This is a genomic window from Nocardia sp. NBC_01388 (genome assembly GCF_045040085.1).
Taxonomy (GTDB): domain Bacteria; phylum Actinomycetota; class Actinomycetes; order Mycobacteriales; family Mycobacteriaceae; genus Nocardia.
Genome location: NZ_CP109553.1, coordinates 3,114,573 through 3,134,636, shown reverse-complemented (window position 1 = coordinate 3,134,636; position 20,064 = coordinate 3,114,573). Strand labels below are relative to the sequence as shown.

Here is a 20,064-nt window from a genome sequence, read left to right as displayed (position 1 = left end):
CAGGTCGCGTCCGCTGGGTCAACTCTGATCGGTCACCGTGTCGTGGTGCTCGTGCAACGCCAGGATCACCGCCGTGATCACCCGATGCGCGGCCAGCAAATCCTCGGCACCGTCGAAGCCTATTGCCACGAGGTATCTCTCTTGTCTGATAGTTAAGAATCTGAAATAGTTCACCGGGTGGGTGCATGGGATCGATATGCGGCGCTGATGACTTCCCGCCGGTCGTGGGTGCTGCTGGTGGTGCTCGCCGCTCTGGGCGCGGCGCTGATCGGCGGAGTCGGGCACGACAATGCGTCGGGCGATTCGCCCGAGTCATTGCCGCACAGCGCGCAGTCCGCTCGCGTGGAGCGTGCCCTGGCTGAATTCCCCGATGCCGGCGTTGCGTCGGCTATCGCGGTCGTGACCCGAGTCGACGCCGGACAATTGACCGAAGCCGACCGGTCGGCCGCTGCCGCCGCCGTGGCCCGCGGGGTAGCCGCCGGTGCCGGTGGGACCGGCGCCGCCGGCGGGCTGCGCCCGGCCCCGGACGGTGGCGCGGTGATCGGGCAGATTCCGGTTCCCTCCGACCTGAGCGGGCGCGCACTGACCGACGGCATCGATCGGATCAGGGCGGCGGCCCATGCGGGGCTCCCCGCGGACTTGACGCTGCAGATCACCGGCGGACCGGCATTCGCCGCCGATATCGCCGACTCGTTCTCCGGGGCCGATGTCACTCTGCTGGCAGTCACCGCGCTGGTCGTCGCGGTGCTGCTGATCATCACCTATCGGTCGCCGGTGCTGTGGCTGGTGCCGCTGTTGCTCATCGGCGCGGCAGATCAGGTGGCGAGCAGCGTGGGAATCGGTCTGGCGCGGTTGACGGGCTTGACCCTGGACGGCTCCACCTCGGGCATCACCAGCGTGCTGGTGTTCGGTGCGGGCACCAACTACGCGCTACTGCTGATCTCACGTTATCGCGATGAGCTGCACCGCAATCCGGATCATCGGGCGGCATTGCGCCGGGCGGTGCGCCGCGCCGGGCCCGCCATTCTGGCGAGCAATCTCACCGTGGTCATGGCCTTGCTCGTGCTATTGGTGGCCACAGTGCCCAGCACGCGGAGTCTCGGCGTGTTCGGCGCGGCCGGCCTGCTGACGGCGCTGCTCTTCGTGCTCCTGGGATTGCCCGCCGCGCTCGCCCTGTGCGGGCGGAATATCTTCTGGCCCTTCGTTCCGCGCCCGGATGAGGGGGATCTGGCCGAGGAAGGGGTGTGGCACGCGGTGGCGACACGGGTGGTCGCGTCACCTGCGGTGGTCGCCGCCACCGCGGCAACGGTGCTCGCGATCTTCGCCTGCGGGCTCTTCACGGTCGATATCGGGCTGTCGCAGACCCAGCAATTCCGGGTGCGCGCCGAATCCGTCACCGGATTCGACACGCTGGCAGCGCATTTCCCCTCCGGGGCCGCCGATCCCACGGTGGTGCTGGCACAGTCTTCGGCGGCACCGGCGGTGACCTCGGCACTGACCGGCACCGCGGGTGTGGTTCAGGCGACGCCGACGGGCACGTCGCCGACGGGCCTGGCGCGATGGTCGGTGGTACTGGACGCCGCACCGGCGTCGGACCACGCGTTCACGATCGTCGAATCGCTGCGCTCTCGATTGGCCGCGGTGCCCGGCGCTGACGCGGTGGTTGGTGGCGGAGACGCGAAAGCGCTCGATGCGCGCTCGGCCGCTGGACATGACCGCTGGGTGATCATGCCGCTCATCCTGGTGGTGGTCCTCGTCGTACTGCTCGGATTGCTGCGCGCGATTCCCGCCGCGCTGCTGCTGGTCACGGTCACGGTCTTGAGCGCGGTCGCCGCGCTGGGACTGGGTAGTTGGATCAGCGTGCACGCCTTCGGTTTTCCCGCCGTGGATACGAACGTTCCGCTGTTCGCCTTCCTGTTCCTGGTCGCTCTCGGCGTGGACTACACGATCTTCCTGACCAGCCGGGCGCGGGAGGAGACGCCCGCGCACGGCACCGAACAGGGGATGGTGCGCGCGGTGTCGTCCACCGGCGCCGTCATCACCAGCGCCGGCGTGGTGCTCGCCGCCGTGTTCTGCGTCCTGGGTGTGCTCCCGCTGATCACTCTCACGCAGATCGGCATCGTGGTGGGTGTGGGGATCCTGTTGGATACCTTCGTGGTCCGCACAGTGATCATTCCGGCACTGTTCGCCATTATCGGTTCCCGGGTCTGGTGGCCGAGTCGCCTGGCGCGGACGCACGCAGATCGCGAATAGCGGTGTGAGGGTCAGCGGGCGGTGACAAACCCCTGCGCGACCATCCAATCGCGTGCGACGTCGGCGGGCTCACGACCTTTGACGTCGACCTCACTGTTCAATGCGGTGATCGATTCATTGGTCAGCCGCGCCGAAATCGGCGCCATGACGGCCGCGATCTGCGGGTGGGCGTCGGCGAAGGATTTGCGCATCACCAGTGCCGCATTGTATTTCGGGAAGAACCCGAGATCATCCTGCAGCAGCACCAGCCCGAGCGCGGGAATGCGGCCGTCCGTCGCGGCGACCGACCCGAACTTGCACTGCGTGGCATCGGCGGTGGCCTGGTAGACCACCGCGTCCTGCACGATCTGCTTGTGCACCTTGCCGGCATCGATCCCGTACTTGTGCGCCATCCCCGGGAAACCGTCCTGGCGCACATTGAATTCGGTGCCGACGCAGGTCGTGGCCGCGCCGGGATCGGTGGCGATGAGCCGGGCATAGTCGGAGAGGGTCACCACCCCGGTCTCCTTGGCGGTGCGGGCGCTCGTGACCATCGCATAGGTATTGTTCATCGGCGCCATATCCGCCCAGACGATGCCGTGTGCGGCCAGATCGGCGTCGCGGACGGCGTTGAACTGCCCGACCTCGTCCGGAATCGGGGTCTCGTTACCGAGATAGTTGATCCAGCCGGTGCCGGTGTATTCGTAGGAGATATCGATCTGCCCGTTCAACTGCGCATCGCGAACGCTGTTGGAGCCCTGGATATTTGTCAGATCGCGGACATTCGCTCCGGCAGCGGCCATCGCGAACTCGATGAGATAGCCGAGGATGTTCTGCTCGGTGAAGTCCTTGGAGCCCACCGTGATCGGCACACCCTTCAGTTCCGGCACCGGGCGAATGCTGCCGGGCCCCACCTGCAGTGGCACCGCGCTTCCGGATTCCAGGCCGCACCCCGCGAGCACGAATATGGCCACGAACCCCAGCGCCGCCGCACGCAACGCGCGCGTCCTCACTTCAACCCCCGGGGACCGAGGAACTGTTCCGCCAGTGCACCGAGCCAGTCGACGAGCAGTGCCAGCGCGACCGCGAGTACCGCGCCGACCACCAGGGTCACGTTGTCCCGCAACTTGTATCCGGTATCGATCAGGATGCCGAGACCGCCCGCGCTCACCAGGAACGACAGCGTCGCGGTGCCGACGGCGAGCACCAGGGAAGTGCGCAGTCCGGCCAGGATGTAGGGCACCGCGAGCGGAAATTCGATGCGGCGCAGGACCGTCAGCGTCGACATGCCCTGGCCGCGTCCGGCATCGATGAGCGTGGCATCCACCTGCTGGTAGCCCAGAATCGTATTGCGCAGCACCGGAAGCAGTGAGCAGAAGGCGATGGGCAGTACGCCGATCCAGAAGCCGGTGGTGCGGGTGGCGAGGTAGAACAGCACGATCAGGCCGATGGCGGGAGCGGCCGCGCCGATATTGGCGATGCCGATGAAAAGCGGTGCCAGACGGCGATATCCGGGCCGGGTGAGCAGGGTGCCGAGCGGTACCGCCACCGCGATCACGATCACCACGACGGTCGCCGAGATCAATACGTGCTGCCAGGTCACATGGGCGATATTGGAGACGCTGATACTCGCCTGCTGGGTGACGGTGAGAGTGCGCCGGAACGCCCACACCAGGACACCGGCGGTGAGGACCAGCACGATTACCGGTTGGATGAGCAGCCGAAGCCGTTCGGCCCGGCGAACTGTCGCCGGCGCGCTCGTGGCCGGTGCGGCGGTGGTTGTGATCGAGGCCGTCATTGTTCGGCGCTCGTATGTGTTGCGCGCAGGGCCGACAGATGTCCGACGAGCGTATCGATGGTGATCAGTCCCGCGTATTCGCCGCGACGGCCGGTGACCACCGCCGTGGCCGTCTGCTCGGCGAGCAGGGCCGCCAGCGCCTCCTGCAGCGTCGACTGCAGCGCGAGCGGTTCGCCGATCGGCAATCCGATACCCCGCAGCGAATCCGCGTGCACCAGTTGCTCGTTCGACACCCAGCGCAGCGGCCGCTGCTGTGCGTCGCAGATCAGCGCCCACGGCCATTCGCGTCCGGCCAGCGTGGTCCGGAGCGACTCGACGGTATCGGTCTCGGTGACGGTCGGGCAGTCCCCGAGTTCGACATCGCGGACCCGCGTGAGGGTGAGCTGTTTGAGCGATGCGTCCCCGCCGACAAATCCGGCGACCGTCTCATCGGCGGGATCGGCGAGGATCGCCGCCGGGGTGTCGTACTGCAGGATGCGGGAGTGGTTGCCCAGCACCGCGATTCGATCGCCGAGCTTGACCGCCTCATTGAAATCGTGGGTGACGAAGACGATTGTTTTACCCAGATCGGACTGCAGCCTGAGCAATTCGTCCTGCAGCAGCCCACGGGTGATCGGATCCACCGCGCCGAACGGCTCGTCCATCAGCAGCACCGGCGGATCGGCCGCCAGCGCGCGAGCCACCCCGACCCGCTGCTGCTGGCCGCCCGAGAGCTGCCGCGGATACCGGTTGCGATAGTTGCCGGGATCGAGGCCGACCAGCTCGAGCATCTCATCGGTGCGCGCGGCGACCTTCTTGCGATCCCACCCGATCAGACCTGGCACTGTCGCAATGTTTTTCGCGACGGTGAGATGGGGGAACAGCCCGGCCTGCTGAATCGAATAGCCGATGCCGCGGCGCAAATGGTCCGCATTCACCGAGGTGACATCGCGTCCGCCGATGGTGATGGTTCCCGACGTCGGCTCGATGAGCCGGTTGATCATGCGCATGGTGGTGGTCTTGCCGCAGCCGGACGGCCCGACCAGCACGACGATCTCACCCGCCGGGATGGTCATCGAGACCGAGTCGACGGCCGGATCGTCCTGTCCCGGATAGCGTTTGGTGACCTCGGTCAGCACGATCTCGACACCGGACACCGCCGATGCCGTGCCGTCGCCGCGGATTTCGGTGTCAGTCACGAATTCCCCTCGAAGTGGTGAACCGTCCGATGAGCACGAAGACCGCGTCGAGCAGCAGCGCCAGCACGACGATCAGAATCGTGCCGGCCAGCGCCTGCGGCAGCGCGTTCGGACTGCCGAGCCGGGCCAGGCCGGAGAAGATGAGATTTCCGAGCCCCGGCCCCTTGGCGTACGCGGCAATGGCGAGGATGCCCATGATCATCTGGGCGCTGACCCGCATGCCGGTCAGGATCGACGGCCAGGCCAGCGGCATTTCGATGCGCGCGAGCACCCGCAGCCGGTTCATGCCGACACCGCGCGCGGCATCGACGATCGCCGGATCGACCGAGGCCAGTCCGACAATGGTGTTGCGCAGGATAGGTAGTAGGGCATAGAGCACCAGCGCGGTGACGGTCGGCCCGACGCCCAGCCCGAGCCACGGAATCAGCAGCCCGAGCAGTGCGAAGGAAGGCACCGTGAGGATCGCGCTGGCCAGTGCGGTCGCCGCCGCCGAGCCGATCGGACTGCGATAGACCAGCACTCCGATCAGTACGGCGATCACCGCCGCGATCAGCAGTGACTGCACCACTGCCGAAACATGCAGGTACGAATCGGTGACGAGCTGCGCCCGCCGGTGCACCACGAATGTCCAGAGTGTGTCCAGGGCCCTACCTCCCCGTTGCCCGTTATACCCGGACCCTAACCCGATCCCGCGTCCTCGGGACGGAAATCGGCCCGCTCAGTGCCTCGATCATGATCCGCCGAGTATTTGCGCGCCGGGCGCAGCGGGGATGCCTCCGGGATCGGCCGGATCCCCGGGGTAGTAGGCGGCGGTATGTGTGCCGTCGATGAAGTCATCGGTCCAGCCGGACGTGAGTCGTTGCAGCACCGCGACATTCGCCGCCTGCGGTACGCCGCACAGGAGTTCGCCGATACCGTCGGAACTGGCGCCCTCCGCATCGGTGTGCTCGCCCGCGGGGATGCGGACGCCGATGAAGGGCCGGTGCAGCAGGGCTTCCATGGCTGCGGTGCCGCCGCCGAAGTTATTGCACAGCGAGGGCGGGGCCGACACTGTGAGCATGGGTAGGCCGGTCGCATCCAGATCGGTGAGCGCGGTTTCGGTGTTGTTGCCCAGGAAGGACTTCACCGGGTCCAGCAGCACCAGGCCACGCAGCTTCGACCAGGTCGCCGGGGCGGTGGTGTGCAGACGATGCGCCACGTATTCGACAGCCTCGGCCCCCGCGGAGTGGCCGATGAACACCAGCTGTCCTGGCATGGACGGGATCGGCCGTCCGGAACCGGCCGCAGCGGTTTCGAGGCTGCGGGCCAGGGGTCCGGCCGGATCGTCCGCGGTGGCGAACAAATCGGCCACCTGATTCAGGAACGGGGTGTTGTCGCCGAGGTTCTGCAGCGTGCATCCGGACAGATTCAGGAACGGCAGACTGGGCGCGAACGCGAGATATCCGGCGTCCGCCAGGGTTTCGGCGAGGGCCGCGACATTGTCATTGTCACGCGCGAAACCGTGCTGCACCCAGACCAGGCCACGCGGTTGTCCCGTGGGCAGGTACCAGGCGGCGCTCTGATGCAGAGTGCTCGCAGCGCAGGCTATCTCGACCGATCCGGATAGTCCTGGCGGTTCGGCGGTGCCTACTCCGGTGGCGGCGGCGGTGCACACCGCGGCGAGGATGGTCAGGGTCGAACCTCGAAGGCTCATCGCGACTCCAGTGGCGAGCACGCCGGTTTCCCTCGAGGGAATGGCGTTTCTGATATTCGGACGATCATTGGCGCGCATACGAAGGGTGTCAATAGCCTGGCTGGGTAGACGATAAAAGCTGGACAGCGCCGCATGATTGCGGATATGTTTCGATCAGCGAAACGGTGTTTCGGAATATGAACAGGCGTCGTGTGCCGCGCCCGCTGTGAGGAGTCGCCCGGTGAGATCCGCGCTCTACGTTCCCGGTAATCGTCCGGAATTGTTCGACAAGGCGCTCTGTGGCCCGGCCGACGTGGTGCTGCTGGACCTCGAGGACGCGGTTCCGCTGGGGGACAAGGACTCCGCGCTAGCGGAGGTGGCGGCTTGGCTGCGCACTGTCACCGCTGCCCACCCCCGCATCTGGGTTCGGGTGAACTCCGGTGCCGCCGCCGAGCGGGACCTGCGCGCCGTCGCGTTGCCCGCTGTCGCGGCGATCTGCCTGGCGAAAGCCGAATCAGCGGAACAGGTTCGGACTGCTGATAGCATCCTGAGCGCACACGAAGAGGCGCCCGGCCGTATTCGGATCTGCCCACTGCTGGAGAGCGCCGCGGCCATCCTGGCGGCCGCCGAGATCGCCGCCGCGCCCCGAGTATCCCGATTACAGCTGGGGGAGGCCGACCTGTGCGCCGATACCGGAATCGACCCCGGCGATCGTGACGGGTTGCTCGCCGTGCGTACCCAGGTGGTTCTGGTCAGCGCCGCCGCCGGCATCGATCCACCGGTCGGCCCGGCCGAGACCGACTTCCGTGACCTGGACGCGCTGCGAGTATCCACGAAGGCATTGGCGCGCATGGGCTTTCGTGGCCGCTCGTGCATTCACCCGGCCCAGGTGCCGATCGTCAACGAGGTGTTCACCCCCACCGCGGCCGAACTCGTCCGCGCCCGAGATCTGGTGGACCGCTTCGAAGCCGCGAATGGCGGCATTGTGTTCGACCCCGAGGGGCGCATGGTGGACCTGGCCGTGATCCGGCGGGCCCGTAGGCTATTGGCGGACACGTCTGCCGAGTGAGCCCTCGTCTTCCCTCATCAAGCACCGGTGTAAGACTGTCCTGCAATGACTTCAGTGCTCACGCAGCAGCCGGCCCGCGCCCTCGACCCGGTCGTCCAGCCCGTGTTCGCGCAGCGCGTGCCACAGGGTCGCGGCGTTGATCGCGATGACCGGCTTGCCTACCTCGCGTTCCAGTTCGTCGGCCAGACCTACGAACGAGAGGTTCGTGCCCACCTGGACAATGGCCTCGATATCCGGTCCGTCGAGCGCCGCCGCCACCTGCCGCAGCCGGTCGGGTTGCACCCGTGCGATATCCATGGCCGTCGGGCAGCGCAGCCCGGTAATGGCGGCGACGTCGAAGCCCGCCTCGGTGAAGAAGGCGCCGACCTCCCTGTCGGCAATGGGCTGGTACGGGGAGAACACGGCGATGCGCTGACATCCGAGCGTATGCAGCGCTGCCCGGCAGGAACTCGCGCCGGTGGTCACCGGCAGGCCGGTGCGGTCGCGCAAGCGCTGTTCGAAGGCTGCATTGCCGTCGACACCGCCCCAGAACGTCTCCGCGGACATGCCCATGACCATGCGATCCGGCTCGGCGGTGAGCACATCGCGGACCGCGGTGTCGATGGAGGCGCGGATCTGTCCCAGTAGCGCCTGGAAGTCCGCGTCGTTGCCCATGACCGGATTCGGGATGTACATCGATCCCGCGCGATAGCTGATGCCGGGCAGCCCGGCCTTCCAATAATCGTGCTCGACAACGGTATTGGTGCTGGGCACGATCACCCCGAAAACGGCTCGGGTTCCCACGGCATTGGTCATCGTTTTCCTCGGTGGTGCGCGGTATCGGGAAGATGTTCAGGCGGTGCGGGTTGCTGTGCGGGACAACGCGTCCGCCACCGCGCGATGGGCGCGACCCCGGTCGGCGGTGCGATCGAGGAGCAGGGCATCCACGAGCAGCGGGGCCACGATGGTCATGGCGGTCTCCTCGACGAGCGCGGCATCCTCGATACCGGCCGCCAGGGCCGCGGCGCGGAAGGGTGCGAGTAGGTCCAGGACATAGCGCCGGCGGAGCGCGGCGCATTCCGGATCGGTGGCGGAGGCGGTCACCAGCGCGCGCAGGAAGGCGGCAACGGGCTTGTCGCGCAATCGATCACACAGCAGATCCACCTCGGTGTGCAGATCGGCCGCCGGATCGCCGGTGGGCTGGGGTGACGGGTGCGGGGCCACAGCGATGAGAGCGGCGAGAAAGTCCTTGGGCGCGGGCCAGTGCCGGTAGATGGTCGTGCGGGCGACCCCCGTAATGCTGTGCAGCCGTTGCGGAGTCAGCGCGCCCGCGCCCTCGGTGAGGACGAGCTGCAAGGCCGCGGTGAGCACGATCGCTGTGGTGTCGGCGGCGGGTCCGGCCGGTCGTCCGGGTCTGGTCACGGTAATAAACGATACATCTTGTTTTGCTTATTCGTAAGCGCTACATTTTGTATCGGAAACACTGCTTCCCTCAGGAGGACCCATGCGTCCGCATGTCGAACTCATCGACGAAAAAGATCTGATCTGGCATCTCGCCGAACTCGAGCACGGCGCCGGTAGTGCGCAGCAGCGCAATCTCAGCTATGACGAGGAGGACGGCTCGGCCTCCCTCAAGGTCCGGTTCACCAGCGATTGGACCCGGCCCGCGGGCGTGCACCGCGCCGAGACGGAATGGTTCGTACTGTCCGGGCGCGTCACCATCGGTGCTACCGAACTCGGCCCGGAGGGCTACTGGGCGGCTCCGCCCGGAGTGTGGACGCCGGAGCTCTCGGTGGCGGCGGGAACCGAGATCCTGCTGTTCCGCGAATTCGGCGACTGGCACTTCGATATCGCCGGCGCCGACCGCGAATTCGTCCGTCCCGACCAGAAACTCGTCGTTCTGGATTCGGCCGCGATGCCGTGGATCGACGTCAAGGACGGCAGCCCGATGCGGTTCGATCTGGGCGGCACGCCCGTCCCCGGGCTCTACATCAAACTGCTGCACCGTGATGAGAAGACCGGGTTCTACACCCGCTTGATCAAGGCCAAGCCGGGCTGGCGCGAGGTGCCGCTGGCGCATCATCCGTGCAGTGAGGAGGCGTACTGCCTGGACGGTGGTTTCGAGTACAACTTCGGAACCATGTGGCCCGGTACATATTTCTGGCGCCCGGCCTTCATTCGCCACGGTGATTTCACCGCGGACGCGGAGCGGGGCTGCACGTGGCTGCTGCGCTCGGACGCCGACCTGGTCGACTGGTACACCGACAATGCTCAGGTCGTCATGACCGGTGACGCCACGAATTGGGGCCCGGATTTTCCGCAGAGCATCGCGCCGCGGTTCATCTCACCGGTTCGCTCCGCCTCCATCGGCGCGTGGGCTGATCCCACTCATCAGTGACACACCGTTTTCGGGCCCATCCGAGGTGATCGGATGGGCCCGAAGAAGTTCGCCCGCCCGAAGAAGTTCGCCCGGAGTGGAGCATCCGGGGTCAATGGTCGCGCAGCAGCGACCCGGCGCCCTCGATTCGGTCCGTGATTCCATTGTCCCGCAGTGCCATCCACCACGTGGCGGCATTGATGGCCAGTACCGGCTTGCCCAGCCAGCGTTCGGCCTCATCGGCCAGCCCGACCATCGACAGATTGGTCCCGCACTGCACGAGCGCATCGACGCCGTCGCTATCGGCCTCCAGCAGCGCCTCGCGGAGCCGATTCTCGGGGACGTGCGCAATGGATACCGCTGTGGGGCAGCGCAATCCGATGATGGTCTGCACCTCGTACCCGAGTTCACCGAAGAATCGCACCACATTCTCGTCGCCGACCGGCTGATACGGCGTGACCACGCCGATCCGCTGTGCCCCGTACAGCTCCAGGGCCCGCCGGCACGCCTCGGCCCCGGTCGCTACCTCGAGCCCCGTCACCTCGTGGATCTGCGCGACGAATCGCCGATTGCCCTCCACCCCGCCCCAGAAGGTTTCGGCCGACATGCCCATCACCATGTAGTCGGGCTCGCAGGTCAGCACCCGCTCGCAGGCGGAGACCAGCTCGGCGCGGATCTGGTCGAGCAGCCGTCCCATACCGGCGTCATCGCTCATATTCTGATCGCGAATGTGGATGCGGCCGAAGTGTGCGGTCACTCCGGGCACGCCCATGCGCGCGAAGTCCGGCTCCACAACGGTATTGGTGGACGGGGCCAGTACCCCGAATTTGGCGCGCCAGCCGAGCACATCGGGCATCGGATCATCTCCTGGTAGTGCGGAGTCGTATCAGTCGGCGAACAGGTCGCGCTTGTGGAAGGGGGCGGCGGCGAAGCGGCGCAGTACCTTCCCGGTGGTCAGCCACTGCACGTGTGCGCCATTGCGGGTGCGGGTGACGGCGCGCTCGGCCAGCCAGGGGGCCACGGTCTCGACGCGGTCGGCGAGAATGTTGAACACCGTGCGCGCCTTCGCCAATTCGGCGGGGTCGCGGTATCCGTCGACGAGCAGGTCGGTGACCACCATGCCGGGGCTGAGCAGCCCGACGGTCACCTGATCGGGGGATTCCTCGGCGAGCGCCTCGGTCAGATAGGTGACGGCCCGCTTGCTCGCGCCGTATAACCCGAGTCCGGGCACCGACCGGCCGTCACTGCCCAGACCCTCCATATTCCAGATATGCCCTCGGCCGCGCGCGGCCATGGCCGGTACCGCGACGGCGCAGCCATTGAGCACGCCGAGGAGATTGGTGTTCAGCACTTTTCGCGCCTCGTCGGCCGTCAGCTCCCACATCGGTGTGCGCGGGTGCGAGACGCCCGCATTGTTGATCCAGATATCCACACCCTCGAAACGCTCGGCCGCCGCATCCCAGAACCCCTGCACCTGTGCGCGATCGGTGACGTCGGCGGCGTGAACCAGTGCGTTCTCCGGTAATTCGGCGCGCACCTTGCCGATCCGTTCGGGGTCGGTACCGCATACCGCGACGCGATGACCGCCGGCCAGCAGCGCCTGTGCCATGCCGAATCCGATGCCGCGGGTGCCGCCGGTGATCGCCACGGTCTTCATTCGCGCTCCAGGACGCCGTGCAGGACGGCGGACAGGCTGTTGTGCTGGAAGAGCTGATACACCACCGCGAGCGTGCCGCCCGCACCCATTCCGGGCTCGGCGTCGATCATGAACTCCCGCCCGACGAGGCGGCGTCCGTCGTTCCGGTGCAGGCGCACGAAGTTCGCGCGCCCGTAGGCCAGCCCATTGCCCCAGATATCGGGGCCCTCGTGGAAGGAGCGAATACCGTCGCGGCGCACCGTGAATCGAGAATCGGATTCCATCGGCCCCGACAGGATCAGGTGATGCTCGGCGGCCAGCAGGCTGAGCGGATCGACCGCGAGCGTCATGCGCACCTTGCCGAGGGCCTGCTGCTCGGCGCTCCACAGCTCCAGATCGCCCGAATACCGGCTCTCGTCCTTGGTGGGCACCGTGAACGGCACTGCTCCACAGCGGGTTTCGGTATCGATGCGGCCAGGCACCAGTTCGGGGTCGCGGGTGTAGACGCCATTGAACACGCCCACCACGGCCGGGCCCTGGTACAGCACCGAGGAGTACACCTGGGTGTCGTCGATGGTCTGGTTCCAGGTGTTCAGCGATACCTGCCAGCCCGGGCCGTAATAGCCGGCGTCGACGAATCCCCCGTAGGGCTGGCCCGCACCGTAGAAATCGGGCCCGGTGTAGATCCGGTCGCCGTCGGAGTCGATCACCCCGAATTCGAAGGGGGCGCCGAGCGCGAAACGCCCGGCCAGCTTTCCACCGCCGGTGAGCCCGCCATCCATGAAGTAGGTGGTCTCACCGTCGGCGAAGACCGACGAGCGGCGGATATCCTCGAACCCGAGCCAGACGCCCTCCGCGTCGAAAAGTGAAGGCCGGCCGACCCATTCGCCGGCAATACGCTGCTGCCAGCTGCTCGGTGCCGCGGTCATGACTCGAGCTCCTGGCGCACCCGTTCGGATTGTTCGGCCCCCAGCAGCCGGGTGACCTGCGCCCATACCGGATCCACCTGCGGGCTGAAGAGATTGGCGCGATTGGCCAGGTCCCGGGCCGGGAGATCGGCATCCACGGCGGGAACTCCCTTGTCCACCAGTGTGAGCCAGTGCCGCAGATACGCGTCGACGCTTGCGCCCAGCGCGCCGAACGCGGTTTCGGTTGCCCGGCAGACCACCATCCACGGCGACATGAGCGCCCGCTGCCGGGGCCCGATCGCCGCGGGCGAGACGCCGTCGATCTCCCAGGCGGACTCGAGCACCGGCGTCAGCGGCAGAAATGCGGCGTCGAGATACTCCAGATTCACCCCCAGATCCACGCGCGGAATGAGGTCCAGATGCATGGCGTAGTAGTCGCCGCCGTACACCGAGTCCAGCGTGAAATGCGGTACCGCGGAATCGGTCCCGGTGAACGCGAAGATCATATGGCTGTCCAGCCCGATCGGCGGCACCACCAGATCGACGGTGACGGCCTTGTCGATCGCGTCGCCGCGCAGCACGCGCAGCCGTCCCACCGGCTCCGGTGACATGGCGCTGGTCAACGCGATGTCGTCGGCGACGGTCAATCCGATTGCGGTGGTGAGGGTTTCGAGGGTGCGCTCACTGAGCGCGGCCGGCAGGCTCATGACGGTGTTCCTCCATTGCGCGCCTTGTGCACCCAGGCGCTGGCGAGTTCGGGATTGTCGCGACGGCCCGGTGAGGCGATGACGGTGGCGGTGCGTCTCGGGGCGTCACCGGTGATGAGGTCGTCGCCCTCCACCCACCAGCCCTGTTTGATGAGCTCCGCGCGCCGCCGCCGATAGGCGACCTGCAGTGCGTCGCTGCGCACATGTAACTCGTCCGAGAGGTCGAAGGGCAGCAGTTCCGGGCGCTGGGATTCCACCACCGGGCGATCCTGCAGCAGGATTTTCTCGATGCGCTTGCGGGCGTTGGCATCGGCCCACGAACCGGTGAAGAAATTGCGGAAGCCGAGGATCTTGACCAGCGTCCGGTCCTGGGACAGCGGGATATTGAAGTCGTAGAGGATCAAATCGCCGATCGGCAGCCGCACATGCAATTTCACGATGTTCGGCAGATACCAGGCATTGGTAACGGTGACGTACTCCGGTTGCGGCTTGCGTTTGGCGAGCAGGCCCCACAGCCCCTTGGGCGGCGGCGGGCTGAGCTGGAAATCGGCCTCGGCCGACCAATCCGTCTGATTCACCCGGAAATCCGGGATCTCGGGCTTATCGGGATTGCCGAAGGCGGTGCCGTGCACGAACGGGGTGTGCGAGGCGTCGGCGACGTTCTCGAAGGTGCGCTCGTAATTGGCGTCGATCACCATATCGACCTCGACCGCGCGGAATGACGGATCGTCCCACTGCGGTATTTCCGGAATGGGCGGGCGCTCCGGCTCCGGCAGATCGCCGAGGAATGCCCACACCATGCCATGGCGCTCGAGGGCGGGGTAACTGTCCACCCGGGCTTTACGCGGGATGGTGCGTTCGGGCGCATTGGCCGGAATGCGTACGCAGACGCCCTCGGCGTTGTACTGCCAGCCGTGGTAGGGGCAGGTGATGCAGTCACCGGTGACCTTGCCCATGGACAGTGCGCCGCCGCGGTGCACGCACAGATCCGACAGGCAGGTCACGGCTCCGGATTCGGTGCGGTAGAGCACAAAATCCTGTCCGAGGCAGGTCACCCTGCGTGGTTCGCGACCGACTCGATCAGCGAATTCGACGGCGTACCAGAAGTTCTTGAGCACTCGATCTCCCTATCGCCGTTTCAATAGCATGCCGTCGTCGAAGCCTGCGAGTTCATCACGCGCGGTTGCCGAATCACGCAGATGCGCATGCAGGAACAGTGAGGTGAGCCGCGCGAATCCGGGGAGCGCGTCGGTATCGGCCGGACCGTCCAGGAATGCGCGCGCGGCGGTCGGATCGGCGTCCGCGATGCCGAAGTGGTTGGCGCCCGGCACGATGGCGAGCAGGTGGTCGCCCTCCGGCAGGGCTTCGGCGAAGGTGCGCGCCACCGGGTCGGGCCGGTCCTCGCCCTCGCCGTAGCGGTCGGCGCTGCCCTTGATGACACCGTCATTGGTGCCGACGCCCAGCAGCACCGGACAGTTCACCTGCGCCGGCAGCACCGTCCCCGGATCCCAGCCGAGCATGGTGGCCACCATGGTGTGCGCACCCCACGCGAAAACCGCACGCACGGAAGGGAAATAGCTCGCCGACTGCAGTACTACGGTGCCACCGGCGGAGTGACCGCCGAGCGCGATCCGATCCAGATCCAGTGCGCCGCGCAGTGGTTCGGTCTCATTGAGTTCGGCGAGAGCCGCCAGCACAGCCGGAATGGTGGGACAGGTGGGCCGGGTGCCGTAGGTGTCGGGCCGGGCGGCGGCGATATCGACACCCGGGGTCAGGCCGCGCACGCCGCCGAACAACTCGGCCACCCGATCGAAAGTCACTACGACGAAACCGGATTCGGCGACAGCGGTGGCGTATCGGCGATAGGAGTCCTGGCCGACATTGACCCCGGACAGGAACACCACCACGGGGTAGGGCGCGGCGGCGGGGTCCGGGGCGAAGACGCCACTGAGCCGTTCGGCATCGGAACCGGAGGCCACCGCCGGGTAGTACACCTTCATATGGGCGGTATCGAACGGCGCCGCACCCTCGGTGCGCACCGACCACCACAGCGAACGGATCATGTTCACGCCACCGGTCTCGGGAGAACGCGGTCGCCGCCCCACAGGGCGCGCACCAACCGCTGGGTCAATTCGGGTCCGAACATGCGCTCGCCCATGACATTCGCGGGGTCACGCTCGGCGATATTGCGGCGGATCCGCAGATCCCGGGCCGCGAGCGCCGCCTGTTCGGCAGCGGGAACGGCTGCGGCGGCATCGACCCAGCCGAGCCACTGGTCCACCTTCGCGGTCAGCAGGTCCCGCACGGTGTCGAGATTGGGGCGGGTGGCGGGGAAGGAATAGCAGTAGGCCGTGGGGGAGAGACTGGCGCGAATGAAACCGGTGCGGCTGGTGAACCAGGTGAAGTCCGGATGATCCTGCTTGAACCGCAGCCACGGGGCATCCGCGTCCGCGTAGTAGCTGTCGAAGTACGCGCCGTCGCCGACCAGATCACCGCGCGGGACGCCGTCGACATAGAACCAGCCCTCCGGCCAGAGCAGCAGCGCCGAGCCCAGATGGGGTACGCGAACCTGCGGGCCGAGCCAGGCGGTCAGGTGCAGGTTCACGAAACCCGTTCGCGGATCACCGATCCAGGAATGCACCAGCCAATCGATCTCCGGACCGGAGTAGGCGGCGAGACTGCCGGAGGGCCCGGTGGCCGGGTCGCCGTAGGACCGGAGGTCTTCGGTGCAGGGGTCGCGATGCAGTTCGAAGCGGTCGGCGATCTTGTCCTTGAGCTCACCCAGCAGGGCCTGCCACTCGAGGAACGTCTCGGTCACATCGATTCTGGGTGCTTCGTCGACCATCTGCTCGACGTGTTGCACGGTTTCGCTCATGGCAGCTCCGGTTGGGTGGTCAGGGTGGCGGGCTCCCGGAGGAGGGCGGCGAGCGCGGGGCGCGGCCGTCCGGCGACCAGGTCGGTGCCCTTGGATACATTGCGGTTCACGGCTTGTGCGGGGCGGACAAGTGCGTGCACCCGGGTGGCTCCGGGAGGGGCGGGGGTGATCTCGGGGTGACTGATGACGCCGGTGAAGGGGCCGCTCCAGGCGGTCCAGAGGGTGAAATCGGGGCTCAGTGCGTAGACGGCGGCGACCAGGCCGCCCTGCGGATCCAGGCCGGCGGCGACCACATTCAACCGGTTCTCTGCCGATCGCTCCGGCAGGCCCAGCCCGGTCTCCCATCGTTCGACGGGGGAGTGCGGGACCGCGACCACATCGACGTCCTGGATTGCGGCCAGCCGGAATGTCTCGGGGAACAAGGCATCGTCGCCGACCACGAGCGCCAGTCGGCCCCAAGGCAATTCGAAGACCTCCACGCGGGAGCCGGTGTCGGTGAGCCAGGGGTGCCGGTGCGTGCGGTGCAGCTGGGGCTGGTATCCGGCAATGCCTCCGGCGTTCACGAGTAGTCCGTGCTGGGCGTCGCCTACGCGGACGGTCAGCACCGCGTGTGCGGAGGTGCCCTGCAGTGCGGCGATCACCTCGGCGGCGGACAGCGTCGCCGTTTCCGGGAGCACCAGCAATTCCGGACCGGCCGAGGCTGTCTCGGCGATCACATCGAGGTCGGGCAGGACGGCGGCGACCTGCAGCGTGTCCATGCCAGCCGGTGCTTGCCGAAGTGAGGGCTCAGCCAGTAATGGCGCGTACAGTCGCGGGCGCCGGACGGCAAGGATGTCGGTGCCGTCCGGTCTGCGTTTGTCATCGGCCAGATCGATATCGATATCGGCGAACACCAGCGACTCACCGGTTGCCGGAGCCTTCGCTACGGTCGCGCCGTCCGGCGCCACGATCTGGCTCTCGCCCGCGCCGTGCAACCGATCCGGCGGGACGCCCAGCCGTGCCGCGATGGCGGGCAGCTGCTGCGCGGGGAGCAGCGGACCCACCTTGTTGGCGGCCACCACCCACACCCTGTTCTCCGCGGCGCGGACCGGAATGTGCAGGCTCGCTTCATCGGTCGCGAACGAGTTGAGACTGTTGAGCAGCAATTGCGCACCGCGCACCGCCAGCGATCGCGCCACCTCGCAGGTCACGCCCTCCATACAGGCGTACATGCCGATGCGCCCGAGCGGGGTGTCGATGACGGGTGAATCGGTCTCGCCGGGATCGAGATGGTCGTTCTCCGCGCCCATCAGAATCTGCTTGTCCGACTGCCCCAGCAACGCGCCGTCGGGGCCGAACAGCACACCGGTGCCGGTGGTGCGGCCGTCAGCGCGGGCGAGGGTGACGCCGATCTTGACGTAGATCCGGTGCCGCGCGGCGCGTTCGGCGATAGGGGTCAGGAATGAGTCCCCGAGGCGGCAGGCCATTCGGTGCGCGTGGGCGCGGTCGGTGTACCACGATAGGTGATTACAGAACTCGGGCAGTACCACCAGTTCCGCGTTCGCCGCCGCGGCGGCATCGATCATGCGAAGGCAGGCGTCGAGGTTTTCCGCGACATCCGTGCCCGCGGCGAGTTGTGCGGCCGCGACTCGGGTCATGAACTCGCACCCTCCTACTCGGTGCATGTTTCGGAGATCGAAACACTGTTTCCAATATTCGTGATTCTGTACCGGCCGCGCTGATCTGTCCAGCGGTCGGCCGATATTTCATGTCGCGGTAATCGCTATGAGGGCGAATACCGGCTGTTTCCAGGCGGTTACGTGCCACTGCGGCCTTGACACCCGCAGGTGGCGCAGGTTCAATATGGCAACTGCGAAACCGTGTTTCCACTAGCGAAACACGTGCTGGAGGTGAGGATGTCGACGCGAAACGCATCCGGAGTGGACCGCACCCTCGGTTCCCGGCTCACCGTGCTGCTCGCGGCAGTGGCAGGGCCCATGGCCGGCATCGAAATCGTGCTGCTGGACAAGCCGCTCGGCGGAGTCGTCGGACTACCCGGTGCGGTTGTCGGGTATATCGCGCTGACCGCCGTCGGGCTCGGAGTGATCGCGATACTGCCCGTGGTGCGGTGGCGACTGATCGCCTCCGGGCGCAGGACGGGTGCGTGCGGTGTGCTTGCGGGATCGGGACTGGTTGTCGCGGGGGCGATTCCGAGCATCAGTGCGTTCACCGGCGGTGTGCTGGCCGTCGGCGTGCTGATGGGCGCGGTGCTGGTGGCCGGACTCGCATCGGCCGGTCGGGCCCGTACGGGCTACGCGGTACCGGCGGCCGGACTGGTCGGGGGCGCGCTGGCGGCCGGTGGCAGCGTGCAGAATCCCGGAATCGCGCTGGTGGCAACAGGTTCGACAGCGGTGGCGCTGGGAGTGGCGCTGTTCGCGCTGCCTCGGCCCGCCGCCGCGGAGACCTGCGGCGGCACCCTGCGGCCGGATCGGGAGACGCGGCGGATATTGCCCGCCTACGCCGCAACGGGTTTCGCCGTGGGAGGCTCATTGCTCCCGGCGCTTCATCTGCTGCTGTTTCGCTGGAATGTGCTCGATGCCGACCACCCCTGGTACCTGGCTCCGGCTGCCGCGCCCATGGTCATCGTCGCGCTGCTGCCCGGCAGGCGTGCCGGCGCGATCACACCGTTGCTGATTCTCGCCGCCGGGGGTTCGCTTCTGGTCGCTACCGCGCCCGGTGCGTGGCAGCTGACGGCCGGAATCGCCGTGACGCTCGCGGCGGTGGTTCGTTGCCTCGCGGTGCTGGATTCGGTACTGAGTCAAGAGGGTTCGATTGCTGCCGACCTGACGCGAAGTGCTGTCACCGCGTGCACGGTTGCGGCGGGCGGCCTCGCCGGTCTCGGGCTCGCCGTCGCAACCGGGCACGTGTGGGGAACGGGGTCGGCCCTGGCTCTCTCGGCGCTGCCGGTGCTGGCGGCCGCACTGTTCACCGTCCGCGCCATCCCCGTCGCGGCCCGCAGCCGAATTCCGTCCGGTTCCCGCACCGCGTTCGCCACCGAAGGAGGCGTCCGATGATTCGTACATTCCTGTGCGGCTGCGCCGCATTCGCGGTCACCGCATTGACGGCGATCGCCCCGGCCGCCGCCGAGCCCGCTGCCGCACTACAGGTCAGCGCGACCGGCGATCTCGCGGAGGCACAGCGAATCACAGTGGGCGGTAATGGATTCCAGCCCGGACTTGCCGCCGTGGCGGTGGGCATGTGCAAGCAGGGCTTCACCAACGGCCTGAAGGATTGCGACCTCGAGGGCGGAGCGACCTTCGTGAACATCGCTTCCGACGGCACCTTCAAGACCTTGACTCTCACTGTGCGACCGCATTTCAACGGCATCGACTGCACGCATCAGCAGTGCGTCATCGCCGCCGCACCACTGCCCGGCACCGAACCCGCCGCCGTCATTGCGGCCAATTCGGCGTCGGTGCTGGTCACTTTCGCGGGCTCGCAACTACCGACCCTCACCCCGGCTCCGGCGGTCACCACCACCGCGGCTGCTGCCACCGGCACCAACGGCCCCTCCGCGGTGCTGTGGTCGGTGACCGCGGGCCTGCTCGTCATCGTCGCCGGAACGGCCTTCGCCGATCGGCGGCGGCTCTAGTA

Annotated in this window: 20 protein-coding genes; 5 read left to right on the top strand and 15 right to left on the bottom strand. The window is 67.2% G+C overall.

The annotated features are described in order from the left end of the window. The first annotated feature begins 207 nt into the window (after nucleotides 1-207). Complete coding sequence (locus tag OG716_RS15335) at nucleotides 208-2,253, top strand: MMPL family transporter (protein WP_405138293.1); 2,046 nt, start codon at nucleotides 208-210, stop codon at nucleotides 2,251-2,253. An 11-nt stretch (nucleotides 2,254-2,264) separates the two neighbouring features. On the opposite strand, the gene OG716_RS15330 is transcribed toward OG716_RS15335, so the two are convergent. The 5 genes from OG716_RS15330 to OG716_RS15310 form a co-directional block, all read right to left on the bottom strand. Further along, nucleotides 2,265-3,245, bottom strand: a complete 981-nt coding sequence (locus OG716_RS15330; RefSeq protein ID WP_405138292.1) for a glycine betaine ABC transporter substrate-binding protein — start codon at nucleotides 3,243-3,245, stop codon at nucleotides 2,265-2,267. After that, nucleotides 3,242-4,030, bottom strand: coding sequence for an ABC transporter permease (locus OG716_RS15325; protein ID WP_405138291.1), 789 nt, complete (start codon nucleotides 4,028-4,030; stop codon nucleotides 3,242-3,244). Before OG716_RS15325 ends, OG716_RS15330 begins: the two co-directional genes overlap by 4 nt. After that, on the bottom strand, nucleotides 4,027-5,208 hold the full coding sequence (locus OG716_RS15320) for an ABC transporter ATP-binding protein (protein WP_405138290.1): 1,182 nt from the start codon (nucleotides 5,206-5,208) through the stop codon (nucleotides 4,027-4,029). Before OG716_RS15320 ends, OG716_RS15325 begins: the two co-directional genes overlap by 4 nt. Further along, nucleotides 5,201-5,851 (bottom strand): ABC transporter permease, encoded by a 651-nt coding sequence (locus tag OG716_RS15315; protein ID WP_405139690.1) that lies wholly within the window; start codon nucleotides 5,849-5,851, stop codon nucleotides 5,201-5,203. The genes OG716_RS15320 and OG716_RS15315 overlap by 8 nt, the downstream gene beginning before the upstream one ends. Nucleotides 5,852-5,938: 87 nt before the next feature. Further along, nucleotides 5,939-6,901 carry an alpha/beta hydrolase gene (locus tag OG716_RS15310; RefSeq protein WP_405138289.1) on the bottom strand — a complete coding sequence of 321 codons (963 nt, stop codon included), beginning with the start codon at nucleotides 6,899-6,901 and terminating at the stop codon, nucleotides 5,939-5,941. Nucleotides 6,902-7,121: 220 nt separating this feature from the next. On the opposite strand from OG716_RS15310, the gene OG716_RS15305 reads away from it, so the two are divergent. Continuing rightward, nucleotides 7,122-7,949, top strand: a complete 828-nt coding sequence (locus OG716_RS15305) for an HpcH/HpaI aldolase/citrate lyase family protein (protein ID WP_405138288.1) — start codon at nucleotides 7,122-7,124, stop codon at nucleotides 7,947-7,949. A 51-nt stretch (nucleotides 7,950-8,000) separates the two neighbouring features. On the opposite strand, the gene OG716_RS15300 is transcribed toward OG716_RS15305, so the two are convergent. After that, a complete protein-coding gene (locus OG716_RS15300; RefSeq protein ID WP_405138287.1) occupies nucleotides 8,001-8,744 on the bottom strand; it encodes an arylmalonate decarboxylase in 744 nt (247 codons plus the stop codon). A gap of 36 nt (nucleotides 8,745-8,780) precedes the next feature. After that, the gene (locus OG716_RS15295; RefSeq protein ID WP_405138286.1) at nucleotides 8,781-9,350 is read right to left on the bottom strand and encodes a TetR-like C-terminal domain-containing protein; all 570 of its coding nucleotides are present in this window, start codon (nucleotides 9,348-9,350) and stop codon (nucleotides 8,781-8,783) included. 82 nt (nucleotides 9,351-9,432) lie between these two features. On the opposite strand from OG716_RS15295, the gene OG716_RS15290 reads away from it, so the two are divergent. Continuing rightward, nucleotides 9,433-10,326 carry a DUF4437 domain-containing protein gene (locus tag OG716_RS15290; RefSeq protein ID WP_355127605.1) on the top strand — a complete coding sequence of 298 codons (894 nt, stop codon included), beginning with the start codon at nucleotides 9,433-9,435 and terminating at the stop codon, nucleotides 10,324-10,326. A gap of 91 nt (nucleotides 10,327-10,417) precedes the next feature. Here OG716_RS15290 and OG716_RS15285 read toward each other — a convergent pair whose 3' ends face one another. Genes OG716_RS15285 through OG716_RS15250 form a run of 8 tightly spaced genes read right to left on the bottom strand, consistent with a single transcriptional unit; the run spans nucleotide 10,418 to nucleotide 18,068 of the window. Beyond that, on the bottom strand, nucleotides 10,418-11,161 hold the full coding sequence (locus OG716_RS15285) for an arylmalonate decarboxylase (protein ID WP_405138285.1): 744 nt from the start codon (nucleotides 11,159-11,161) through the stop codon (nucleotides 10,418-10,420). Between the two features lie 30 nt (nucleotides 11,162-11,191). Continuing rightward, complete coding sequence (locus tag OG716_RS15280; protein WP_405138284.1) at nucleotides 11,192-11,962, bottom strand: SDR family oxidoreductase; 771 nt, start codon at nucleotides 11,960-11,962, stop codon at nucleotides 11,192-11,194. Continuing rightward, on the bottom strand, nucleotides 11,959-12,870 hold the full coding sequence (locus OG716_RS15275; protein WP_405138283.1) for a hypothetical protein: 912 nt from the start codon (nucleotides 12,868-12,870) through the stop codon (nucleotides 11,959-11,961). The genes OG716_RS15280 and OG716_RS15275 overlap by 4 nt, the downstream gene beginning before the upstream one ends. Beyond that, nucleotides 12,867-13,556, bottom strand: a complete 690-nt coding sequence (locus tag OG716_RS15270) for a hypothetical protein (protein WP_405138282.1) — start codon at nucleotides 13,554-13,556, stop codon at nucleotides 12,867-12,869. The genes OG716_RS15275 and OG716_RS15270 overlap by 4 nt, the downstream gene beginning before the upstream one ends. Then, entirely contained in the window at nucleotides 13,553-14,674 is a 1,122-nt protein-coding gene (locus OG716_RS15265) for a Rieske 2Fe-2S domain-containing protein (protein WP_405138281.1), read from the bottom strand. The genes OG716_RS15270 and OG716_RS15265 overlap by 4 nt, the downstream gene beginning before the upstream one ends. A gap of 9 nt (nucleotides 14,675-14,683) precedes the next feature. Next, nucleotides 14,684-15,619, bottom strand: a complete 936-nt coding sequence (locus OG716_RS15260; RefSeq protein WP_405138280.1) for an alpha/beta hydrolase family protein — start codon at nucleotides 15,617-15,619, stop codon at nucleotides 14,684-14,686. Nucleotides 15,620-15,621: 2 nt separating this feature from the next. Continuing rightward, nucleotides 15,622-16,431 carry an oxidoreductase gene (locus OG716_RS15255; protein WP_405138279.1) on the bottom strand — a complete coding sequence of 270 codons (810 nt, stop codon included), beginning with the start codon at nucleotides 16,429-16,431 and terminating at the stop codon, nucleotides 15,622-15,624. Next, a complete protein-coding gene (locus tag OG716_RS15250) occupies nucleotides 16,428-18,068 on the bottom strand; it encodes a nitrilase-related carbon-nitrogen hydrolase (RefSeq protein ID WP_405138278.1) in 1,641 nt (546 codons plus the stop codon). The genes OG716_RS15255 and OG716_RS15250 overlap by 4 nt, the downstream gene beginning before the upstream one ends. A 258-nt stretch (nucleotides 18,069-18,326) precedes the next feature. On the opposite strand from OG716_RS15250, the gene OG716_RS15245 reads away from it, so the two are divergent. Together OG716_RS15245 and OG716_RS15240 are read left to right on the top strand one after the other, a co-directional pair. After that, nucleotides 18,327-19,484 carry a hypothetical protein gene (locus OG716_RS15245; protein WP_405138277.1) on the top strand — a complete coding sequence of 386 codons (1,158 nt, stop codon included), beginning with the start codon at nucleotides 18,327-18,329 and terminating at the stop codon, nucleotides 19,482-19,484. Then, nucleotides 19,481-20,062 (top strand): GPS-CTERM domain-containing protein, encoded by a 582-nt coding sequence (locus OG716_RS15240; RefSeq protein WP_405138276.1) that lies wholly within the window; start codon nucleotides 19,481-19,483, stop codon nucleotides 20,060-20,062. The genes OG716_RS15245 and OG716_RS15240 overlap by 4 nt, the downstream gene beginning before the upstream one ends. The last annotated feature ends 2 nt before the right edge of the window (nucleotides 20,063-20,064 follow it).

Excerpts from the sequence above, each read along its gene's own strand:
- OG716_RS15335 (WP_405138293.1), top strand. The coding sequence starts at position 208 with ATGACTTCCCGCCGGTCGTGGGTGCTGCTGGTGGTGCTCGCCGCTCTG.
- OG716_RS15325 (WP_405138291.1), bottom strand. The coding sequence starts at position 4,030 with ATGACGGCCTCGATCACAACCACCGCCGCACCGGCCACGAGCGCGCCG.
- OG716_RS15310 (WP_405138289.1), bottom strand. The coding sequence starts at position 6,901 with ATGAGCCTTCGAGGTTCGACCCTGACCATCCTCGCCGCGGTGTGCACC.
- OG716_RS15300 (WP_405138287.1), bottom strand. The coding sequence starts at position 8,744 with ATGACCAATGCCGTGGGAACCCGAGCCGTTTTCGGGGTGATCGTGCCC.
- OG716_RS15290 (WP_355127605.1), top strand. The coding sequence starts at position 9,433 with ATGCGTCCGCATGTCGAACTCATCGACGAAAAAGATCTGATCTGGCAT.
- OG716_RS15285 (WP_405138285.1), bottom strand. The coding sequence starts at position 11,161 with ATGCCCGATGTGCTCGGCTGGCGCGCCAAATTCGGGGTACTGGCCCCG.
- OG716_RS15280 (WP_405138284.1), bottom strand. The coding sequence starts at position 11,962 with ATGAAGACCGTGGCGATCACCGGCGGCACCCGCGGCATCGGATTCGGC.
- OG716_RS15275 (WP_405138283.1), bottom strand. The coding sequence starts at position 12,870 with ATGACCGCGGCACCGAGCAGCTGGCAGCAGCGTATTGCCGGCGAATGG.
- OG716_RS15270 (WP_405138282.1), bottom strand. The coding sequence starts at position 13,556 with ATGAGCCTGCCGGCCGCGCTCAGTGAGCGCACCCTCGAAACCCTCACC.
- OG716_RS15260 (WP_405138280.1), bottom strand. The coding sequence starts at position 15,619 with ATGATCCGTTCGCTGTGGTGGTCGGTGCGCACCGAGGGTGCGGCGCCG.
- OG716_RS15255 (WP_405138279.1), bottom strand. The coding sequence starts at position 16,431 with ATGAGCGAAACCGTGCAACACGTCGAGCAGATGGTCGACGAAGCACCC.
- OG716_RS15250 (WP_405138278.1), bottom strand. The coding sequence starts at position 18,068 with ATGACCCGAGTCGCGGCCGCACAACTCGCCGCGGGCACGGATGTCGCG.
- OG716_RS15245 (WP_405138277.1), top strand. The coding sequence starts at position 18,327 with ATGTCGACGCGAAACGCATCCGGAGTGGACCGCACCCTCGGTTCCCGG.
- OG716_RS15240 (WP_405138276.1), top strand. The coding sequence starts at position 19,481 with ATGATTCGTACATTCCTGTGCGGCTGCGCCGCATTCGCGGTCACCGCA.